Raw genomic sequence first — 19862 nt, forward strand, 5'->3', positions numbered from 1 at the left:
CCGGACGGTACCGGTTTTATTCCCCGCGGCGGTCGTCGCGACGGTCGTCCCGGCGCTCGTCCCGGCGGTCGTCACCTCGGTCGCCCCGGTCGTCGCGGCGCTCGCCGCGGTCGCGGTCGTCCCCGTCCGAGGGCTGCTCGGTGTCGGGACGGATGTCGATGCGCCAGCCGGTCAGACGGGCGGCGAGGCGGGCGTTCTGGCCCTCCTTGCCGATGGCCAGCGACAGCTGGTAGTCGGGCACGGTCACCCGCGCGGACCGGGTGTCCCAGTCCACGACCTCGACCTTGCTCACCCGGGCGGGTGACAGCGCGTTGGCGACCATCTCCGCCGGGTCGTCCGACCAGTCGACGATGTCGATCTTCTCGCCGTGCAGCTCGGCCATCACGTTGCGCACGCGGCTGCCCATCGGGCCGATGCAGGCGCCCTTCGGGTTGAGGCCGGAGCGGTTGGCCCGTACGGCGATCTTGGTGCGGTGACCGGCCTCACGGGCGATCGCGCAGATCTCGACGCTGCCGTCGGCGATCTCCGGGACCTCCAGCGCGAACAGCTTCTTCACCAGGTTCGGGTGGGTGCGCGACAGGGTCACGGACGGACCGCGGACACCCTTCGCCACCCGCACGACGTACGACTTCAGGCGCAGTCCGTGCGTGTAGTCCTCGCCGGGGACCTGCTCCTGCACGGGCAGCATGGCCTCCATCTTGCCGATGTCGACGAGGACGTTCTTCGGGTCCTTGCCCTGCTGCACCACGCCGGTGATGACATCACCCTCGCGGCCCAGGAACTCGCCGAAGGTCAGGTCGTCCTCGGCGTCGCGCAGACGCTGGAGGATCACCTGCTTGGCGGTCGTCGCGGCGATGCGGCCGAAGTCCGACGGGGTGTCGTCGAACTCCTTGGCCTCCTGGCCCTCTTCCAGGTCCCTCGGGTCCTCGGTCGCCCACACGATCACGTGACCGTTGGTGCGGTCGAGCACGACGCGTGCGCGCCGGAAGCTTCCCTCGGTGCGGTGGTACGCGATGAGGAGGGCCGACTCGATCGCTTCGACGAGCAGGTCGAAGGAAATCTCCTTCTCCCGGACCAGACCCCGCAGGGCACTCATGTCGATGTCCACGACTACGCCTCCTCTTCCTTCTTGTCCTTGCGGTTGAACTCGATCTCGACACGCGCCTTGGCGATGTCGGTGAAAACGATGCGGCGGGCGGTCGCCTTGCGGCCCTTCACGCCCGGGACTTCGAGGTCCATGCCCTCGTCGTCGACGTCGAGGATGCGGGCGATCACTTCCCCGCCGTCCGACGTCTGGAACTTCACGAGCCGGCCGATCGCCCGGATGTAGTGACGGTGCTCGGTCAGCGGGCGGTCCGCGCCCGGCGAGCTCACTTCGAGGACGTACTCGTCCTCACCCATCGCGTCGGTCTCGTCCAGCAGGTCGGAGACCTCGCGGCTCAGCTCGGCGCACGCGTCCAGCTCCACGCCGTCGTCGGAGTCCACGATGATGCGCAGCATCCGGCGCTTGCCCGCCTTGGACGTCTCGATCTCCTCGAGGTCCAGGCCCTTGGCGGCGACGAGCGGCTCCAGCAATGCGCGCAGCCTGTCGCTCTGGGTGGTGCTCATCCGGGTGACTCCTCGGCCGCGTGTGCTGTTGTGATTTCCGTCGTGCGTCAGGTCAAAGGGTATCCGGTCGCGGGGGGTGTTGCCGTCCGCCCTGTGGACGGGGCCCCGGGTACCGTGATCACACCCTGCCGGCCATCAGCCCGGCCACCACCCGAAGGACGTCCCCGTGCCCTCGACCCTGCCGTCGCGAAGAGCCCTGCTCGCGGGTGCCGCGGGCATCGCCGGTACCGCGCTGCTCAGCGGTTGCACCGAGGGGAGCCCGCCCGCCGCGGACCCCGAGGTTCCACTCGAACGGCGGATGCGCGAGACGGCCGTTCGTGAAAGTGAGCGACTGCTGGAACGTTACGACGCCACGACCGCCGCCCATCCGGCCCTCGCGCAGCGCCTCGCACCGCTGCGCGCCTCGGTCGCGGCGCACACGGCGGCCCTCGCCGACGAGGGGCCCCCGGCGGCCTCGTCCGCGCCCTCCCGTTCCGCCTCCGCTCCCGCCCGGTCGTCCTCCCCCGCCCCGTCCTCCTCCGCCGCCCCGTCCGGCGCCGCGGCCGCCGCTCCGCCCGCTGCCGGGGCCGCGCCGGTGCCCGCCGCGCCCGCCGACGCGCTGACCGCCCTCGCGGACGCCGAGCGGAGCCTGGCCGAGGCCCGGACGATCTCCCTGGCCGGCGCCCCCGGGGAGCTGGCCCGGATGCTCGCCTCGGTGGCGGCGTGCGGCCACGTGCACGCGTACCTGCTGACCTCGAACTCGAACCCGGGAGCCTCCTCGTGACCCCCGTACCCTCCCCCGCCGCCCAGGTCCTGGAGGCCGCGCAGGCCGCGCTGGCCGCCGAGCACGCGGCCGCGTACGGCTACGGCGTGATCGGGGCCCGGGCCGCGGCCGGCCGCTCCGCCGAGGCCCGTGAGGCGTACGGCGGCCACCTCGCGCGCCGCGACGCGCTCGCCCGCACCGTGCGTGAGCTGGGTGGTTCCCCGCGCCCCTCGGAGGCGGCGTACACGCTGCCGTTCACCGTGCGCACGCCTGCCGACGCGGAGCGGCTGGCCGCCGGGATCGAGGACCGGGTGGCGGGCGCGTACTCCGATCTGGTGCGCGCCGCCGAGGGCCGGTTGCGCCGCGAGGCGGCTGACGCGCTCACCGCCGCGGCCGTGCGCGCGGCACGCTGGCGCGGTGTCGGCGTAGCCTTCCCTGGGCTCACGGAACGCGCGGACACACCGCGGACCTAGCGCGCAAGCATGCGCGACGAGCCCGGGCACAGCTGAAAGGGACCACGCACGCATGGCTTTCGAACCGCCGCAGCGGCTCGTACGGGCGCTCGGCGAGCTGCCGGAATCGGCGCACGTCTCGGACTGGCTGGGGCAGCTGCCCCGGCTGGCGGAGGGCGCGCTGGCCCGGCGCGGGGTACACGCCCAGCGGGTACAGGCCCCCGGCGGCCGCAGCAGCCTGGTCGTCCTCGTCCGGTACGCCGACGGGACCCCGGCCGCGCTGAAGCTGGCGCCGCCGGCGCTCCGGCCCGACCGTGAGCTGGCCGCGCTGGCGCACTGGGGCGGCTTCGGGGCCGTACGGGTCCTCGACACGCGCCATCACGAGGAGGACGGGGCGCTGCTGCTGGAGCGGCTGCACCCCGAGGTCTCGCTGCGCTCGCTGCCGGAGGCGAAGGCGCTGCTGGAGGCCTGCGGCACACTGCGCCGGCTGTGGGTGGCCCCGGCGCCGGGGCACGGCTGGGAGACGGTCGCCGAGCGGACCGCCGAGCAGGCCGAGGTGCTCCGCAAGGCTCCCCCTGAGGCGGCGGAGCTGGCTTCCGCGGCGCTCGCGGCCCGCGAGGAGCTGACGGCGGCGCCGGCCGAGGAACTGCTGCTGCACGGGAACTTCCGGCAGGGCAAGGTCCTCGCCGGCGAGCGCGCTCCGTGGCTGGCGGTGGGCCCGGACCCGATGGTCGGCGAGCGGGCCTACGACCTGGCGCGGCTGGTACGGGACCGGCTGGAGGACCAGATGGCCTCCTCGGCGGGGGCCTCGGGCGCCCGGCGACGGGTGAACAAGCTGGCCGACGCCCTGGAGGTGGACCGGGACCGGCTGCGGGGCTGGACCCTGTTCCGGGCCGTCGAGTCGGGCAACCGGGCGCTGGCCGCCGGACGGCGGCGGGACGCGGAGCTGCTGCTGGAGTTCGCCGGCTGGTTGTAGGGCATACCGTTGGTACATATAGGTATGTCCGGCAGGGGGCCGTCATGGTCGAAGAACTGCTGACAGCGGCAATCGCCGCCGGCGTGGGCGTCGTGGTCTACGTGGGCGCCGCGGCACGGGTGGTGAAGCAGTACGAGCGGGGCCTGGTCTTCCGCTTGGGCAGGCTGCGCGAGGAGATCCGGCCGCCCGGCTTCACGGTGATCGTCCCCGGGATCGACCGGCTGCGGAAGGTGAACATGCAGATCGTGACGATGCCGGTACCCGCGCAGGAGGGCATCACGCGGGACAACGTCACGGTGCGGGTGGACGCGGTCGTGTATTTCAAGGTCGTCGACCCCGCCAGCGCGATCATCGCGGTCGAGGACTACCGCTTCGCCGTCTCACAGATGGCGCAGACCTCGCTCAGGTCGATCATCGGAAAGTCCGACCTGGACGACCTGCTGTCCAACCGGGAGATGCTCAACCAGGGCCTGGAGCTGATGATCGACAGCCCGGCAGTGGGCTGGGGCGTCGGGGTCGACCGGGTCGAGATCAAGGACGTGTCCTTGCCGGAGACGATGAAGCGGTCGATGGCCCGGCAGGCGGAGGCCGACCGTGAGCGCCGGGCCCGGGTCATCAACGCGGACGCGGAGCTCCAGGCCTCGCACAAGCTGGCCGAGGCGGCGGCGGTCATGTCCGACCAGCCGGCCGCGCTTCAGCTGCGCCTGCTCCAGACGGTCGTGGCCGTCGCCGCGGAGAAGAACTCCACGCTCGTCCTCCCGTTCCCGGTGGAGCTCCTGCGCTTCCTGGAGCGCGCGGCCCCTCCGCCCGCGGCCCCTCCGGCGCCGGGCGCTTCAGCCCCCGCTCCCGCGGTGACGCCTCCGGACACCGCTGCGGGGCTCGGCCCCGGGGCGGCGTCCGAGCCCTGCCTGGACGGGTCCCCGCCGCCGCCGTCGGCGGAGCCGGACGTGCGCGGCTAGACGCTGCGCGGAGCCGTCCCCTACCCGCCCTTCCCCCGTTCCCCGGGCTCCGCCCGGACCCGGTCCTCAAACGCCGGACGGGCTGGAATTGCCGCTGCGCGGCAAAATTCAGCCTCGCCGACATTTGAGGCGCGGGGTCCGGGGCGGAGCCCCGGGGAACGGGGGGACTTCGCCCCGCAGGGTTACGCGCCCGTGGTCAGGCGGGACAGGGCCTCCGTCAGGGGGAGTTCCTCGCGGGTGCCGGAGCGGCGGTCCTGGAGTTCGACCACCGACTCCGCCGAGCGGCGGCCCGCGACCAGGATCCAGGGGACCCCGATGAGCTCCGCGTCCGTCAGCTTCACCCCGGGTGACAGGCCGGGCCGGTCGTCCAGGAGGACGCGGAGACCGGCCCCGGACAGGGACTCCGCCGCCGACTCCGCCAGCGCGAGCGGCACCGCCTTGCCCGCCGCCACGACGTGGACGTCGGCCGGGGCGACCGCGGCGGGCCAGCACAGGCCCCGCTCGTCCGCCGTCTGCTCGGCCAGCGCGGCCACCGCGCGGGAGACGCCGATCCCGTACGAGCCCATCGTGACCCGGACCGGCTTGCCCTCCTTGCCGAGGACGTCGAGCCCGAAGGCGTCCGCGTACTTCCGGCCGAGCTGGAAGATGTGCCCGATCTCGATGGCCCGGTCGAGCCGCAGCCCGGCGCCGCAGGACGGGCAGGGGTCGCCCTCCTCGACGACGACCACGTCCAGGTACCGGTCCACCTCGAAGTCGCGCCCGCAGACCACGTTCCGGGCGTGCGTGTCCGGCTTGTTGGCCCCCGTGACCCAGGAGGTGCCCGGCGCGACGCGGGGGTCGGCGAGGTAGCGGACCTTCTCCAGGCCCTGCGGGCCCACGTAGCCCCGTACGAGGTCGGGCCGGCCGGCGAAGTCCTCCGCCGTCACCAGCTCCACGACCGCCGGGGCCAGGTGCTCCCCGAGCTTGCCGAGGTCGACCTCCCGGTCACCCGGGACGCCGACGGCGGTGATCTCGCCGTCCACCTTCAAGAGGAGGTTCTTCAGCGTCGCGGAGGCGGGGACGCCCAGGTGCGCCGCCAGGGTCTCGATGGTGGGGGTGTCGGGGGTCGGGATCTCCTCCAGCGGGCCGTGTTCCCCCGCGGCCGGGGTCAGGGCGAAGGTCACCGCCTCCGTGTTGGCCGCGTAGCCGCACGAGGGGCAGTCCGCGAAGGTGTCCTCGCCGGCCGGGGCCGGCGCGAGGAACTCCTCCGACGCCGATCCGCCCATCGCGCCCGACACGGCCGACACCACCCGGTGGTCGAGGCCGAGCCGCTCGAAGATGCGTACGTAGGCCTCGCGGTGGAGCCGGTAGGACTCCGCCAGGCCCTCGTCGGACACGTCGAAGGAGTACGAGTCCTTCATCTGGAACTCGCGGCCGCGCAGGACGCCCGAGCGGGGCCGCGCTTCGTCCCGGTACTTGGTCTGGATCTGGTACAGCATGACCGGCAGGTCCTTGTAGGACGTGCACTGGTCCTTGACCACCAGGGTGAAGATCTCCTCGTGGGTGGGTCCGAGCAGGTAGTCCGCGCCCTTGCGGTCCTTGAGCCGGAAGAGCAGGTCCCCGTACTCCGACCAGCGCCCGCTGACCTCGTACGGCTCCTTCGGCAGCAACGCCGGGAGCAGCACTTCCTGCGCCCCGATCCCGTCCATCTCCTCGCGGACGATGCGCGAGACGTTGTCCAGGACCCGCTTGCCGAGCGGCAGCCAGCTCCACACTCCGGCGGAGCTGCGCCGGACGTAACCGGCCCGGACGAGCAGGCGGTGGCTGAGGGTTTCCGCGTCGGCGGGGTCCTCGCGGAGGGTCTTGGCCATGAGGCGGGACATGCGCTGCACGTGTTGCGTTGACATGACGGGAGGCTACCGGGGGCTCCGGGGGCAGCGGAAACCGTTTGCGGCCCACGGGGGCAGGGTCTGCGGGGTGAGGGCTTGCGGGGTCAGGGCGTACGGGGTCAGGGCCTGCGCAGCGGCAGCGGGGCGCCCATGACGGCGTACGGGAGGCTCGCGCTCGGGAAGAGCACCTGGCGGGCGAGGTCCGTGTAGCCGAGGGAGCGGTAGAGGCCGCGGGCGGGGCTCTCGGTGTCGATCGCGGAGAGGATCGAGCGGTCCTCGGCGGCGGTGTCGGTGATCAGGGTGATGAGGGCGCGGCCGACGCCCTTGCCCTGGAACCCGGGGTGCACGTGCAGCTCGGTGATCACGAAGGAGCCGTCGAGCCAGCCCTCGTGGCCGCCGGTCCGCAGGTAGGGCTCCACGACTCCGGACCACCAGTGCGTGCGGTCGTTGGGCATGCCGTAGACGAACCCGGCGAGCACCCCGTCCTCGGTGAACGCGCCGAGCGCGCGGGCGCCGCGGCAGGTCATGTGGCGCTGGACGATGTAGCGCCGGATGCCGACCTCCTCCTCGCTGAGCCCGAAGGCCAAGGCCTGTACGCGCAGGGCCTCGTCGACCCTGGCGGCGAGGTCGAGGGGCCCGATGCGCAGTCCGGCGGGCCGGCCGGGGTCGTCTCCCGCGGGGGTTGGCATCATGCGGCGACCTTACTGGCCGACCGTGGGGTCGAACAGGAAGATCGGAGCAGGACGCTCACATCGCCGCGCCCGGAGCGGCGCTGCGCTCAGAACAGCACGCTCATGAACGCGCCGACCTCGCGGAAGCCGACCCGGCGGTAGGAGGCGCGCGCGGCGGTGTTGAAGTCGTTGACGTACAGGCTGACCACGGGGGCCACGTCCCGGAGCGCGTAGGCGACGACGGCGGCCATCCCGGTCTCGGAGTACCCGCGGCCACGGAACTCGGGGGCCACCCAGACGCCCTGGATCTGGCAGGCGCGGGAGGTCGCTGCGCCGATCTCGGCCTTGAAGAGGACCTTGCCGTCCTGGACGCGGGCGAAGGAACGGCCGCCGGCGACCAGCTCGGCGACCCGGGCCTGGTAGAGCAGGCCGCCGTCGCCGGTCATCGGGGAGATGCCGACCTCCTCGGTGAACATGGCCACGCAGGCGGGCATGATCAGGTCCATCTCGTCCTTGCGGATCCGGCGGACCCGGGGGTCGGCGGTCACCGTGGCGGACGGCTGCTCCATGACCATGAGCGGCTGGCGGGAGCGGACGTCGCGGGCCGGGCCCCAGCTCGGCTCCAGGAGCTGCCAGAGCAGCCCCGTGGCCTCGGCGGGGCCGACGATGGAGGAGCAGCGGCGGCCGGTGCGCCGGGCACGGTCGGCGAAGGCCCGTACCGCGTCGGGTCCGGCGCAGACGGGCACCAGGTTGGCGCCGGCGTAGCAGAGCGAGCGGAGCTCTCCGTCGGCGTACCAGCCCCACATCTCGCCGCCCAGGCGCCACGGGTCGAGCCCGGCGATCTGGACCCGGGAGGTGACGAAGGCGTTCTCGACCGGCTCGCGGCCGAGGATGTCGAGCGCGGCGTCAAGATCACTGGGCTCAAGGACCCGGGTGGTGGTCTGCGTCAACACTGGGGCCTCACCATGCAAGTCTGCTGATCTCCGCACTGTACCCGGACCGGGTTCCGGATGCCGCTCGGCCCCTTCGGGGGCCTCGGCGGCCGGCACATCCGGTGGCCCCCACCGGCCGCCAGGGTCGGGGTGCCGTACGGTCACCGAAGCGGGCGGCTGCGCGGAGCCCGTGCGGGCCGGCGGCGGACCCTGCGGGGCTGTCCCCTCCCCGCCCTTCCCCGTTCCCTGGGGCTCCACCCCAGACCCCTGGCCCTGCGGACCCGCCCCGCGCAAAGCGACGGGCCCGGGGCGGCCTTCGCGGCCCCGGGCCCGTCACCGTTCAACCCGCGGAGCTAAACGCCGATGGCGACCGTCGGCTCGCCCGACATCACGCCGTCCTTCTCCATCTGCTCGGCGATCTTCATCGCCTCTTCGATGAGGGTCTCGACGATCTTCGACTCGGGCACGGTCTTGATGACCTCGCCCTTGACGAAGATCTGACCCTTGCCGTTGCCGGAGGCGACGCCCAGGTCGGCCTCACGGGCCTCGCCGGGGCCGTTGACGACGCAGCCCATGACCGCGACGCGCAGCGGGACCTCCATGCCCTCCAGGCCCGCCGTGACCTCCTCGGCCAGCTTGTAGACGTCCACCTGCGCACGCCCGCAGGACGGGCAGGAGACGATCTCCAGGCGGCGCGGCTTGAGGTTCAGCGACTCCAGGATCTGGATGCCGACCTTGATCTCCTCCACCGGCGGGGCCGACAGCGAGACGCGGATCGTGTCGCCGATGCCCTCGGAGAGCAGGGCGCCGAAGGCGACGGCGGACTTGATCGTGCCCTGGAACGCCGGGCCGGCCTCGGTGACGCCGAGGTGCAGCGGGTAGGTGCACTGGGCGGCCAGCTGGCGGTAGGCGTTGACCATGACCACCGGGTCGTTGTGCTTGACCGAGATCTTGATGTCGCTGAAGCCGTGCTCCTCGAAGAGGGAGGCCTCCCACAGCGCGGACTCGACCAGCGCCTCGGGCGTGGCCTTGCCGTACTTCTTCAGCAGTCGCGCGTCGAGCGAGCCGGCGTTGACGCCGATCCGGATCGGGGTACCGGCGTCCTTGGCGGCGCGCGCGATCTCCTTGACCTTGTCGTCGAACTGCTTGATGTTGCCGGGGTTCACGCGGACGGCGGCGCAGCCGGCGTCGATCGCGGCGAACACGTACTTCGGCTGGAAGTGGATGTCCGCGATGACCGGGATGTTCGACTTCTTCGCGATCACGGCGAGCGCGTCGGCGTCGTCCTGCGTCGGGCAGGCCACGCGGACGATGTCACAGCCGGAAGCGGTCAGCTCGGCGATCTGCTGGAGCGTGGCCCCGATGTCGGAGGTCCTGGTGGTGGTCATCGACTGCACGGAGATCTGCGCGTCGCCGCCGACGGCCACCGAGCCGACCTGGATCTTGCGGCTGACCCTGCGGTCGGCGAGCTTCGTCGGCACGGCCGGCATTCCGAGAGAGATGGCAGTCATCTGCTGTGCAACCCCAAGGTGTGGATATAGGTGCCGGGATCGGCGGGCCCCAGCGTCCGAGATTACGCCAACCAGCACGTCTCCCGCGCATCGCAGGGGGTGTGCCACCCGAACGTAGGGAGCCGGGCACGATGCGTGCCCGGCTCCGGTCCGGATGCTGTACGGGTGTCCCGTACGACGATCCGCCGATCTTTCGATCAGGTGATTTTGATGGGGTTGACCACGTCCGCGGCCAGCACCAGCAACGTGAAGCAGAGGAAGACCCCGGCCACCACGTACGCCGCGGGCATCAGCCTCGCCACGTCGAACGGGCCCGGGTCGGCGCGCCGGAAGACCCGGGCGAAGGCCCGCCGCACCGACTCCCACAGGGCGCCCGCGATGTGCCCGCCGTCCAGGGGCAGCAGGGGCAGCATGTTGAACAGGAAGAGGGAGAGGTTGAACATGCCCAGGACGTTCAGCATGATCGACATCCGCTGCTCGCTGGGAATGTCCAGGTTCGCGATCTCCCCGTTGATCCGGGCCGCGCCGACGATGCCCATCGGGGAGTCGGGCTCCCGCTCGGCGCCGTTGAAGACCGAGTTCCACAGGGCCGGGATCTTGCCCGGGAGCTGGGCCAGGCCCTGCAGGCTGCTCTGGACGACTTCGCCGACCCGGTCCGCGGACTGGGTGAAGGTGAGCGGGGCGATCACGGACTTCGGGCCGACGCCGAGGTAGCCGGCCGAGACGTACTCGCCCTTGACGTAGCCGCCGTGGCCGTCGGTCTTGCCCACGCGGTTCTCCACGAGGCTCGCGTGGAGGGTCACCCTCTGCCCGTCGCGCAGGACGGTGAGGGTGGCGGGTCCGATGGTGTCGCGGATGTTCTTCTGCAGGGTGGCCCAGTCCTCGACCGGCTTGCCCTGGAAGCCCACGATCTTGTCGCCGACCAGCAGGCCGGCGGCCTTGCCCGGGGCCGCCGGGTCGCCGGCCCGGCATTCGTCGCGGTTCTCGCTCTGCTTGATGACGCAGTCGGTGACGGTCTGGACCTGGGTGGTCGTCTGCTGCACCCCGAAGGTCATCCACACGCCGAAGAAGATCGCCATCGCCAGGACCAGGTTCATGAACGGTCCCGCGAACATCACGATCACGCGCTTCCACGGCTTGCGCGTGTAGAAGAGCCGCGATTCGTCGCCCGGCTGCAGTTCCTCGTACGCCGCCGAGCGCGCGTCCTCGATCATCGAGCGGAACGGCGACGTGAAGCGCGCGGTGACCTTGCCGTCCTCGCCCGGCGGGAACATCCCGATCATGCGGATGTACCCGCCCATCGGGATGGCCTTGAGCCCGTACTCGGTGTCGCCCTTCTTGCGCGACCAGATGGTCCGGCCGAAGCCGACCATGTACTGGGGCACGCGGATGCCGAAGAGCTTGGCCGTGGAGAGGTGGCCGAGCTCGTGCCAGGCGATCGAGAAGAGCAGCCCGACCGCGAAGACGAGCACGCCGATCAAGGTGAGCAGTACGGTCATGCGCGCGCCTCCACGGCGGCCCGCGCCGCCATCTCCTGTGCCCGGGCCCTGGCCCAGGTCTCCGCTTCAAGGACGTCCGCGACGGTGAGGGAAGTTCCCCGGGCGGGCGTTCCGTGCTCATCGACCACGGCAGAGACCGTATCCATGATTGCTGTGAACGGGAGCCGACCGGCCAGGAAGGCCTCTACGCACTCCTCGTTCGCCGCATTGAACACGGCGGGCGCGGTCCCGCCCAGCGCGCCGACGTGCCGGGCCAGGCCCACCGCCGGGAAGGCCTCCGTGTCCAGCGGGAAGAACTCCCAGGTGGACGCCTTGGTCCAGTCGAAGGCGGTGGACGCGTCCGGGACCCGCTGGGGCCAGCCTAGGCCGATCGCGATCGGGCCGCGCATGTCCGGCGGGGTGGCCTGGGCCAGCGTGGAGCCGTCCGTGAACTCCACCATGGAGTGCACGTACGACTGCGGGTGGACCACGACCTCGATCCGCTCGAAGGGGATGTCGTAGAGCAGGTGCGCCTCGATGACCTCCAGCCCCTTGTTGACCAGGGTCGCCGAGTTGACGGTGATCACCGGGCCCATCGCCCAGGTCGGGTGGGCCAGGGCGTCCTGCACCGTGACCGAGGCCAGCTCGGCGCGGGTGCGGCCGCGGAAGGGCCCGCCGGAGGCGGTGACCACGAGCCTGCGCACCTCGGCGCGGGTGCCCGCGGCGAGGGCCTGGAAGAGCGCCGCGTGTTCGGAGTCGACCGGGATGATCTGGCCCGGCTTCGCCAGGGCCTTCACCAGCGGGCCGCCGACGATCAGCGATTCCTTGTTGGCGAGGGCCAGCGTCCGCCCGGCCCGCAGCGCGGCGAGGGTGGGCGCGAGGCCGATGGAACCGGTGATGCCGTTGAGGACCGTGTGGCACTCGGAGGCGGCGAGCTCGGTCGCCGCGTCCGGTCCGGCGAGGATCTCGGGCAGCGGCTCACCGGCGCCGTACTCGGCGTCCAGCGCCTCCTTGAGGGCCGGTACGACGTCTTCGCGCGCGACGGCCACGGTCTTCACGCGCAGCAGCCGGGCCTGCTCGGCCAGCAGCGCGACCCGGCCGCCGGCGGCGGACAGGGCGGTGACCCGGAACCGGTCCGGGTTGCGCAGGGCGAGGTCGATGGCCTGGGTCCCGATGGACCCCGTGGAGCCGAGGATGACGATGTCCCGACGGCCGGCCGCGGGGTCGAAGAGGAGGTGCGGATCGGCAAGGGGGAATGGGCGGTCGCTCATGGACCCATGTTGCCGCAACTCAGGGGCGCCCGGACACGGAGCCCCCCTCCGTGACCCGAAGGAGAAGGTGCGGGAGCGTCCCGGCGAAGTCCGGGAGGGTACTGGCCACCCGCCACCAGGCGTCCGGATCGGAGCCGAGGGCCAGCGCGAACAGCCGGTCGGCCTCGGCCCGAGCGGCGAGCACCGGGGCGGACGGCTCGTGGCGGTCGGGGTGGTCCACGTCACCCAGCCAGTGGTCCTCGTCCAGGGCCCAGCAGGCGGGCGCCTTGTGCCGGATCACGTCCTGGCCGGTGAGCAGCCCGCGGGCGAGGCAGTCGCGCACCCACCGGATGTCCTCCTGGACGGACTCCATGGGCACCGCGAGGCTGGCCAGGGCCAGTTCGCGGTCCACCCCCGCGACGGGCTCGGAGCCCCCGGGCGCCACGGAGCGCACCGCTTCGGCGAGCCCGGGGACCGGTGGTCCTCCGGCGGGCTCCGGCAGGGTGCCGCGCACGATCCGGGCCACCAGGGCCGGCAGGGTCCCGGGGAAGGCGGGGGCGTGGCGCAGCAGCTCCGCCCAGAGCCGGGGGTCGTCGCGCAGGGGGCGCAGCGCCCGGGCGACGGCCGTGCGCATCCCCGTCCGTTCGGGCAGGCTCCAGCGCAGGCCGCGGGCCCCGGTCAGGTCGGTGAGCAGCAGGGCGCGGTGTGCGGGGGCCACGTGGGCGACGAGCTCCTCGTGCGTGACCCGGCCCATCCGGACGGCGCGGACGGCGGGCCGGTGCCAGGAGCGCATCTCCGGCGCCGCGGTGGCGAGCAGCCCGTGGAGGGTCTCCCGGGGCAGGTCCTCGACGAGCAGCAGGGCTTCGACGGAGCCGGCCGGCAGCGGCCGGCGGAGGTGTTCGGCGAGCAGCAGCTCCGGGTCCGGGTGGTGACGGAGCGCCAGGATGTCCAGCGGGACCCGCGGCCCGCGCCGGCCGTGCCGGCGGAGCAGGCCGATGAGCTCGGCCGCGGTGAGCGGCCCCTCGGCGGGGTCCCGGCCGAGCTCGGCGCGGAGCACCGGCAGAAGTTCCGGCGGCGTCCGGCGGCGGGCGTACCGGGCGGGCCCGGGCAGGCCGGGCAGCGGCCGGCCCACGACGCGGGGGTTGCGGGCGACGTAGGTCCGGTCGGCCGCGCCTCCGTGGCGGAGCAGCAGGGTGACGGTCGAGGCCGCCAGCCATTCATCCCGGCACAGGTACTTGAAGGTGGGCTCGTCGAGCCGGCCGATCATGTCGGTGACGACGTGGTCCGGTGCGTGGCGCAGCACGTGCGCCACGCACCAGGCCAGCCGTCGGCTGGTGCGGTCTTCCTCGGCCGTCGGCATCGTTCTCGTCCGCCTCGCGCTGTGCTCGTACGCGTACCAGTACCCGTACCGGTACCCCTACTCATCCTCGTACATCTGTCCGATGTCCGGCGATGATTTCAGGTCAGCGCAGCGGCCGGTGGACATTTTCGCGGGTGGAGGGGCCGGGGGTGGCGTCGGCGATCCACGGGCCGTCGCCGGAGGGGTCGAGGATGCCCTCCTCCAGCCAGGTGTAGGCGCCGTTCAGGACGCCGGCAACGACCTTGCGGTCCAGGTCGTCGGTGTTGTCCCAGAGCCGCCCGAAGAGCTCCTCCACGCGGAGCCGGGACTGCCGGCAGAAGGCGTCGGCCAGCTGGTAGGCCTCGCGGCCGTGCTCGCCGGAGGCCCGCAGGTGCTCGGCGCGCACGCAGGCCGCGCTCATCGCGAAGAGCTCGGCGCCGATGTCGACGATCCGGCCGAGGAACCCCTGCTTGGTCTCCATCCGGCCCTGCCAGCGGGACATGGCGTAGAAGGTCGACCGGGCGAGTTTGCGCGACCCGCGTTCGACGTAGCGCAGGTGCGTGGCCAGGTCGGGGTGGCCGCTCGGGTGGAAGGCCCGGTAGGTGCCGGGGACCTGGCCGGCGCCGGTGGCGAGCTGGGGCAGCCAGCGGGCGTAGAATCCGGCGGCGCGGGCGCCCGCCTTCGCCTTGTCGCCGAGTGCCTTCTCCGGGTCGATGAGGTCGCCGGCCACCGACAGGTGGGCGTCCACGGCCTCGCGGGCGATCAGCAGGTGCATGATCTCGGTGGAGCCCTCGAAGATCCGGTTGATGCGCAGGTCGCGGAGCATCTGCTCGGCCGGCACGGCCCGCTCGCCGCGGGCGGCGAGGGACTCGGCGGTCTCGAAGCCGCGCCCGCCGCGGATCTGGACCAGCTCGTCGGCCATCAGGCAGGCCATCTCGGAGCCGTAGAGCTTGGCGAGGGCGGCCTCGATGCGGATGTCGTTGCGGTCCTCGTCGGCCATCTGGGAGGCCAGGTCGACCACGGCCTCCAGGGCGAAGGTGGTGGCCGCGATGAAGGAGATCTTGGCGCCGACGGCCTCGTGCAGGCCGACCGGCCGGCCCCACTGCTCGCGTACGCCGGACCATTCACGGGCGATCTTCAGGCACCACTTCCCCGCGCCCACGCACAGGGCGGGCAGCGACAGCCGGCCGGTGTTCAGGGTGGTCAGCGCGATCTTCAGGCCGGCGCCCTCGGCGCCGATGCGCTGGGCCGCGGGGACCCTGACGCGGTGGAAGCGGGTGACGCCGTTCTCCAGGCCGCGCAGGCCCATGAAGGCGTTGCGGTGCTCGACGGTGATGCCCGGCGAGTCGGCCTCGACGACGAAGGCGGTGATCCCGCCGCGGTGGTTCTCGCTCCTGGGGACCCGGGCCATGACGACGAGCAGGTCCGCGACGACCCCGTTGGTGGTCCAGAGCTTCACGCCGTCCAGGACGTACGCGTCCTCCCCGTCCGGGACCGCCGTGGTGGCCAGGCGCGCCGGGTCGGAGCCGACGTCCGGCTCGGTGAGGAGGAAGGCGCTGATGGCGGTGGTCGCGCAGCGCGGCAGGTAGGCGTCCTTCTGCTCCTGCGTGCCGAACATCTTCAGCGGCTGGGGTACGCCGATCGACTGGTGGGCGGAGAGCAGGGCGCCGATGGCCGGGCTGACGGAGCCGACGAGGGCGAGCGCCTTGTTGTAGTACACCTGGGTGAGGCCGAGGCCGCCGTACTTCGGGTCGATCTTCATGCCGAGCGCGCCGAGCTCCTTGAGCCCGCGCACGGTCTCGTCGGGGATCTTCGCCTCGCGCTCGATGCGCGCCCCGTCGACGGAGGCCTCGCAGAACTCCCGCAGCCGGGCCAGGAAGGCTTCCCCGCGCCGGACGTCCTCCTCGGCGGGGAGCGGGTGGGGGTGGATCAGGTCGAGCCGGAACCGTCCGAGGAACAGCTCCTTGGCGAAGCTCGGCCGCTGCCAGTTCTGTTCCCGGGCCGCTTCCGCGACCTGCCGTGCCTCGCGCTCGGTCACTTTGGGCTGTGCGGGCCGTTCGGGCTGTACGGGCTGTGCGGGCTGGGTGTCACTGTCGCCGGGCTGTGTTGCGGACATGAGGGGGCTCACCTCGCCGCCGAGAGAGGGGGTGCTTACCGGTGGGTGCTACCAGTGAGTCGTACCCGTTTCGGGCGGCGGGGAAGCGGCGGTAAAAGGGGGACGGCCGGAGCCCCCGCACAGTAGGCTCCGGCCGTCGGCTTGGTGGCCGTACGAGTTCGGTCAGATGTCGAGGCCGCTGAGGACCAGGACCCGCTCGTAGGTGTAGTCGTCCATCGCGTAGCGCACGCCCTCGCGGCCCACACCGGACTGCTTGACGCCGCCGTAGGGCATCTGGTCGGCGCGGTAGGACGGGACGTCGCCGACGATCACGCCGCCGACCTCCAGCTCGCGGTGGGCGCGGAACGCGGTCTGGATGTTCCGCGTGAAGACGCCGGCCTGCAGACCGAACTTCGAGTCGTTGACGGCGGCGAAGGCCTCGTCGGTGTTCTCGACCCGGCGCAGGGTGAGGACCGGTCCGAAGACCTCCTCGGTGGCCAGGGTGACGCCCGCGGGCACCTCGGAGACGACGGTGGGCTCGTACGAGGCACCCTCGCGCTTGCCGCCCGTGAGCAGCTTGGCTCCGGCGGCCACGGCCTCGTCGACCCAGGACTCGACGCGCCTGGCGGCGTCCTCGGAGACGAGGGGGCCGACGTCGGTGGCGGAGTCGTTCGGGTCGCCGGTGACCTGCTCGCGGACCTTGGCGACGACCTTCTCGACGAGGCGGTCGTAGACCGTCGCGTCGGCGATCACGCGCTGCACGCCGATGCAGGACTGGCCGGCCTGGTAGTTCGAGAAGGTCGCGATGCGGGTCGCGGCCCAGTCGAGGTCGGCCTCGGAGGACCAGTCCTCCAGGACCACGGCCGCGGCGTTGCCGCCGAGCTCCAGGGTGCAGTGCTTGTGGGGCACGGCCTGCTGGATGGCGTAGCCGACCTTGTCGGAACCGGTGAAGGAGATGACGGGCAGGCGCTCGTCCTTGACCAGCTCCGGCATCTTGTCGTTGGCGACGGGGAGCACGGACCAGGAACCGGCCGGCAGGTCGGTCTCGGCGAGCAGCTCGCCGAGGATCAGACCGGAGAGCGGGGTGGCCGGGGCCGGCTTCAGGATGATCGGCGCGCCGACGGCGATGGCGGGGGCCACCTTGTGGGCGCACAGGTTCAGCGGGAAGTTGAAGGGCGCGATGCCCAGGACCGGACCCTTGACGAAGCGGCGGGTCAGGGCCAGACGGCCGACGCCGCCGGCGTCGGTGTCCAGGCGCTGGGCCTCTCCGCCGTTGAAGCGGCGGGCCTCTTCGGAGGCGAAGCGGAACACGGACACCGCACGGCCGACCTCACCGCGGGCCCACTTGATGGGCTTGCCGTTCTCGGCGGAGATCAGCAGCGCGATCTCCTCGGTGCGCTCGGCGAGCCGGCGGGCGACGTGGGCCAGGGCCTCGGCGCGTACGTGGGCCGGGGTCGCGGAGAACTCCGCCGTCACGGCGTAGGCGGCGGCGACGGCCTCCTCGACCTGGGCGTCGGTCGGGACGCTCACGGTACCGACGAGGCGGCCGTCCCACGGGGAGTGGACGTCGAAGCTGTCGTCGCCCGTGGCCTGGCGGCCGGCGAGCCAGAAGGCGTGGGTGGAAGTCATGCTGATCCCGGCCCTTCGGAGTGTGTGCGGTGGGTCCTTGTCCCCTCCACCGTAGGACTCCGCCGGGGTTTCGGCGTTTGTCCGGGGTGGAGTACGTGCGTGGCGCGGCGCGCCGCTTTGTCAGTGTCGGGGGTGGCCCGGCCCGTGCGGGGCCCTGCCGGGGGCTTGTGCGGGGGGTCCGTGCGGGCCCCGCCGGAGCTTGTACGGGGGTCCGTGCAGGCCTGGCTGCGCCGCGCGCGAGCGGCCGCTGCCGCGGGGCGAGGTCCCCGCTGCGGCCCTTGCCGCTGCGCGGGACGGAGTCCCACAGCAACCCCTGCCGCCGCCCGGGGCGGAGCCCCACAACCACCCCTGCCGCCGCCCAGAGCGGAGCCCCACAGCAACCCCTGCCGCTGCCCGGGACGGAGTCCCATCTGCGGCCCTTGCCGCTGCGCGGGGCAAGTCCCCTACCCGCCCTTCGACCGTTCCCCGGGCTCCGCCCGGACCCCTGGGGCTCCGCCCCAGACCCCGCTCCTCAAACGCCGGAGGGGCTGATTTGGCCGGCGTCAGCCTGTACGTGGCGGCCGCTCCGGGCGGAATCAGCCCCTCCGGCGTTTGAGGAGCGGGGGTCCGGGGGCTGGTCCCCGGGAACGGTGCCGCACGCGGCAAGGGGTCCGGGCGGAGGGCGGGTGGGGGACGGGGCCCCGCGCAAGCGGACGGGCGGCCGGGGGTTACGCCGGGGCGGATGTGGCCTTCAGGGCGAGCCAGAGCTCCATGCGGACGTCCGGGTCGTCCAGGGAGCGGCCGAGGATCTCCTCCACCCGCCGCATCCGGTAGCGCAGCGTGTGCCGGTGGACTCCGAGGTCGGCCGCCGCCGCGTCCCACTGGCCGTGGCGGGAGAGCCAGGCCTGGAGGGAGGCCACCAGGTCGCCCCGGCCCTTCTCGTCGTGCTCGCGCAGCGCCCGCAGCGTGCCGTCCGCGAAGGCGCGTACCGCGTCGTCGGCGAGCAGGGGGAGGACCGAGCCCGCCGCCAGGTCCTCGTGTTCGACCATGGGGCGGCCGCGCCGCCGGGCCACGGCCAGGGCCTGGTCGGCCTGTTTGAAGGCCGCCGCCACGCCGGAGGCCACCGCGGGCGCCGACAGGCCGAGGACCAGCTCGTCCGGCTCCGGTTCGCCCGCCTCCCGGCCGCGCCGCGATTCCAGGGCCTCCGCGTGTTCCGCGCACGCCTGGACCGCCGAGCCCCCGTCGGCCGCCAGGACCACGAGCCGGCCGGGCTCCGGCACCACCAGCAGGGTCTCCCCCGTGCGCGCCGCCGCCGATTCCACGGCGTCGGCCAGCAGCGCCAGGCCCTCCGGCTGGGCCGTGCCCGCCAGGGCCGGTTCCGCCACGAGGATCCGGAAGGGGGCGTCGAGCAGGGCTCCGTACAGGTCCCCGGCCACGGCCTGGGCGTGCTCCGCCTGGCCGGCGAGCAGCATGCGCAGCACGGCGGCGCCGAGCCGGGACTCCGCGTCGTGCAGGGAGCGGGAGCGCTCGGTGGTGAGGGTCAGCAGGGCCACCGCGGAGTGGACGGCGTACCGCTCCGCCGTGCCGAGCGGGGCCCCGGTGCCGACCGCGAGGGCTCCGCGGGCCCGCCGCCCGGTGCCCAGCGACTGGAGTTCGACGCGGTCCTCGGAGCCGCCGACCACGGCGCTGGCCGGGGCGGGCCGCTCCCGCAGCCGTTCCACGTCGGGGGTGAGCCGGGCGGCCCGGCGCGCGGCCCAGTCGGGCGCGGCCGCGACGACGGCGCCCGAGGTGTCGTACAGGGCGGCCCAGCCGTGCACGTGCGCCGCCAGCTTCGTCAGCAGTTCGGCGGGCCCGTCGGCGGACAGCGCGGCCCGGGTCAGCTCGCGCTGCGCCTCGAAGCCGGCGGTCACGGCCCGGTACTGGTCGGCGGCGAGGGCGGCGGAGACGGCCTTGCTGATGGCGAGGAACGGGGTGCGCCGGGGCACCTCCAGCAGCGGCAGGTCCTCGGCGCGGGCGGCTTCGACCAGGGCCTCGGGCACGGCGTCGTAGTTGACGCCGATGGCGAAGCCGATGCCGACGACTCCGGCCGCCGCGAGCCTGCGGACGTAGCGCCGCATCTCCTCGGGGTCCTCCGCGTCCAGCTTCATCGCGGTGATGAGGAGGAGCTCCCCGCCCTCCATGTACGGCACGGGGTCGGCGAGCTCACTGACGTGGGCCCAGCGCACGGGGGTGTCGAGGCGGCCCTCCCCGGCCCGGACGCTGAGTTTGAGCGCCGAGTGCTGGACGAGCGAGGCGAGGGTGAGCGGCATGGGTACCGGGGCGCCTTAGGGAGAGGAGGGGTTCGGCGGCGATGTGCCGACGGAGGATTCTCGC

At 73.1% G+C, this 19862-nt stretch carries 16 protein-coding genes; 4 read left to right on the top strand and 12 right to left on the bottom strand.

The genetic code is table 11. From position 1 onward, the window contains the following. Window positions 1-16 precede the first annotated feature (16 nt). Both nusA and rimP read right to left on the bottom strand, forming a co-directional pair. Window positions 17-1108, bottom strand: a complete 1092-nt coding sequence (gene nusA, locus MTF69_RS23940; protein WP_243337553.1) for a transcription termination factor NusA — start codon at window positions 1106-1108, stop codon at window positions 17-19. 2 nt (window positions 1109-1110) lie between these two features. After that, a complete protein-coding gene (gene rimP, locus MTF69_RS23945) occupies window positions 1111-1608 on the bottom strand; it encodes a ribosome maturation factor RimP (protein WP_243337559.1) in 498 nt (165 codons plus the stop codon). A gap of 166 nt (window positions 1609-1774) precedes the next feature. Between rimP and MTF69_RS23950 the strand changes: the two genes are divergently transcribed. Genes MTF69_RS23950 through MTF69_RS23965 form a run of 4 tightly spaced genes read left to right on the top strand, consistent with a single transcriptional unit; the run spans window position 1775 to window position 4737 of the window. Beyond that, on the top strand, window positions 1775-2371 hold the full coding sequence (locus tag MTF69_RS23950) for a hypothetical protein (RefSeq protein ID WP_243337563.1): 597 nt from the start codon (window positions 1775-1777) through the stop codon (window positions 2369-2371). Beyond that, entirely contained in the window at window positions 2368-2823 is a 456-nt protein-coding gene (locus MTF69_RS23955; protein WP_243337565.1) for a ferritin-like domain-containing protein, read from the top strand. Before MTF69_RS23950 ends, MTF69_RS23955 begins: the two co-directional genes overlap by 4 nt. Window positions 2824-2875: 52 nt before the next feature. After that, entirely contained in the window at window positions 2876-3778 is a 903-nt protein-coding gene (locus tag MTF69_RS23960; protein WP_243337567.1) for an aminoglycoside phosphotransferase family protein, read from the top strand. Window positions 3779-3822: 44 nt separating this feature from the next. Further along, the gene (locus MTF69_RS23965; protein WP_243337568.1) at window positions 3823-4737 is read left to right on the top strand and encodes a slipin family protein; all 915 of its coding nucleotides are present in this window, start codon (window positions 3823-3825) and stop codon (window positions 4735-4737) included. Window positions 4738-4919: 182 nt separating this feature from the next. Here MTF69_RS23965 and MTF69_RS23970 read toward each other — a convergent pair whose 3' ends face one another. The 10 genes from MTF69_RS23970 to MTF69_RS24015 form a co-directional block, all read right to left on the bottom strand. After that, the gene (locus MTF69_RS23970; RefSeq protein WP_243337570.1) at window positions 4920-6623 is read right to left on the bottom strand and encodes a proline--tRNA ligase; all 1704 of its coding nucleotides are present in this window, start codon (window positions 6621-6623) and stop codon (window positions 4920-4922) included. A gap of 101 nt (window positions 6624-6724) precedes the next feature. Next, on the bottom strand, window positions 6725-7294 hold the full coding sequence (locus tag MTF69_RS23975; RefSeq protein ID WP_243337830.1) for a GNAT family N-acetyltransferase: 570 nt from the start codon (window positions 7292-7294) through the stop codon (window positions 6725-6727). A gap of 89 nt (window positions 7295-7383) precedes the next feature. Continuing rightward, window positions 7384-8229 carry a GNAT family N-acetyltransferase gene (locus MTF69_RS23980; protein WP_243337573.1) on the bottom strand — a complete coding sequence of 282 codons (846 nt, stop codon included), beginning with the start codon at window positions 8227-8229 and terminating at the stop codon, window positions 7384-7386. Between the two features lie 332 nt (window positions 8230-8561). After that, window positions 8562-9719, bottom strand: a complete 1158-nt coding sequence (ispG, locus tag MTF69_RS23985) for a flavodoxin-dependent (E)-4-hydroxy-3-methylbut-2-enyl-diphosphate synthase (RefSeq protein WP_243337575.1) — start codon at window positions 9717-9719, stop codon at window positions 8562-8564. 197 nt (window positions 9720-9916) lie between these two features. Continuing rightward, on the bottom strand, window positions 9917-11218 hold the full coding sequence (locus tag MTF69_RS23990; protein WP_243337577.1) for an RIP metalloprotease: 1302 nt from the start codon (window positions 11216-11218) through the stop codon (window positions 9917-9919). Further along, window positions 11215-12468 (bottom strand): 1-deoxy-D-xylulose-5-phosphate reductoisomerase, encoded by a 1254-nt coding sequence (gene dxr / locus MTF69_RS23995; protein ID WP_243337580.1) that lies wholly within the window; start codon window positions 12466-12468, stop codon window positions 11215-11217. Before dxr ends, MTF69_RS23990 begins: the two co-directional genes overlap by 4 nt. Before the next feature lie 19 nt (window positions 12469-12487). Next, window positions 12488-13807: a hypothetical protein gene (locus tag MTF69_RS24000; RefSeq protein WP_243337582.1), complete on the bottom strand. Its 1320-nt coding sequence runs from the start codon at window positions 13805-13807 to the stop codon at window positions 12488-12490. 103 nt (window positions 13808-13910) lie between these two features. After that, window positions 13911-15902 (bottom strand): acyl-CoA dehydrogenase family protein, encoded by a 1992-nt coding sequence (locus tag MTF69_RS24005; protein WP_243337584.1) that lies wholly within the window; start codon window positions 15900-15902, stop codon window positions 13911-13913. Window positions 15903-16064: 162 nt separating this feature from the next. After that, complete coding sequence (locus tag MTF69_RS24010) at window positions 16065-17510, bottom strand: aldehyde dehydrogenase family protein (protein WP_243337586.1); 1446 nt, start codon at window positions 17508-17510, stop codon at window positions 16065-16067. 707 nt (window positions 17511-18217) lie between these two features. Then, entirely contained in the window at window positions 18218-19798 is a 1581-nt protein-coding gene (locus MTF69_RS24015) for a PucR family transcriptional regulator (protein WP_243337588.1), read from the bottom strand. Between the last annotated feature and the right edge of the window lie 64 nt (window positions 19799-19862).

It is taken from the genome of Streptomyces sp. AP-93 (assembly GCF_022808175.1).
In the GTDB taxonomy this organism is placed as follows: domain Bacteria; phylum Actinomycetota; class Actinomycetes; order Streptomycetales; family Streptomycetaceae; genus Streptomyces.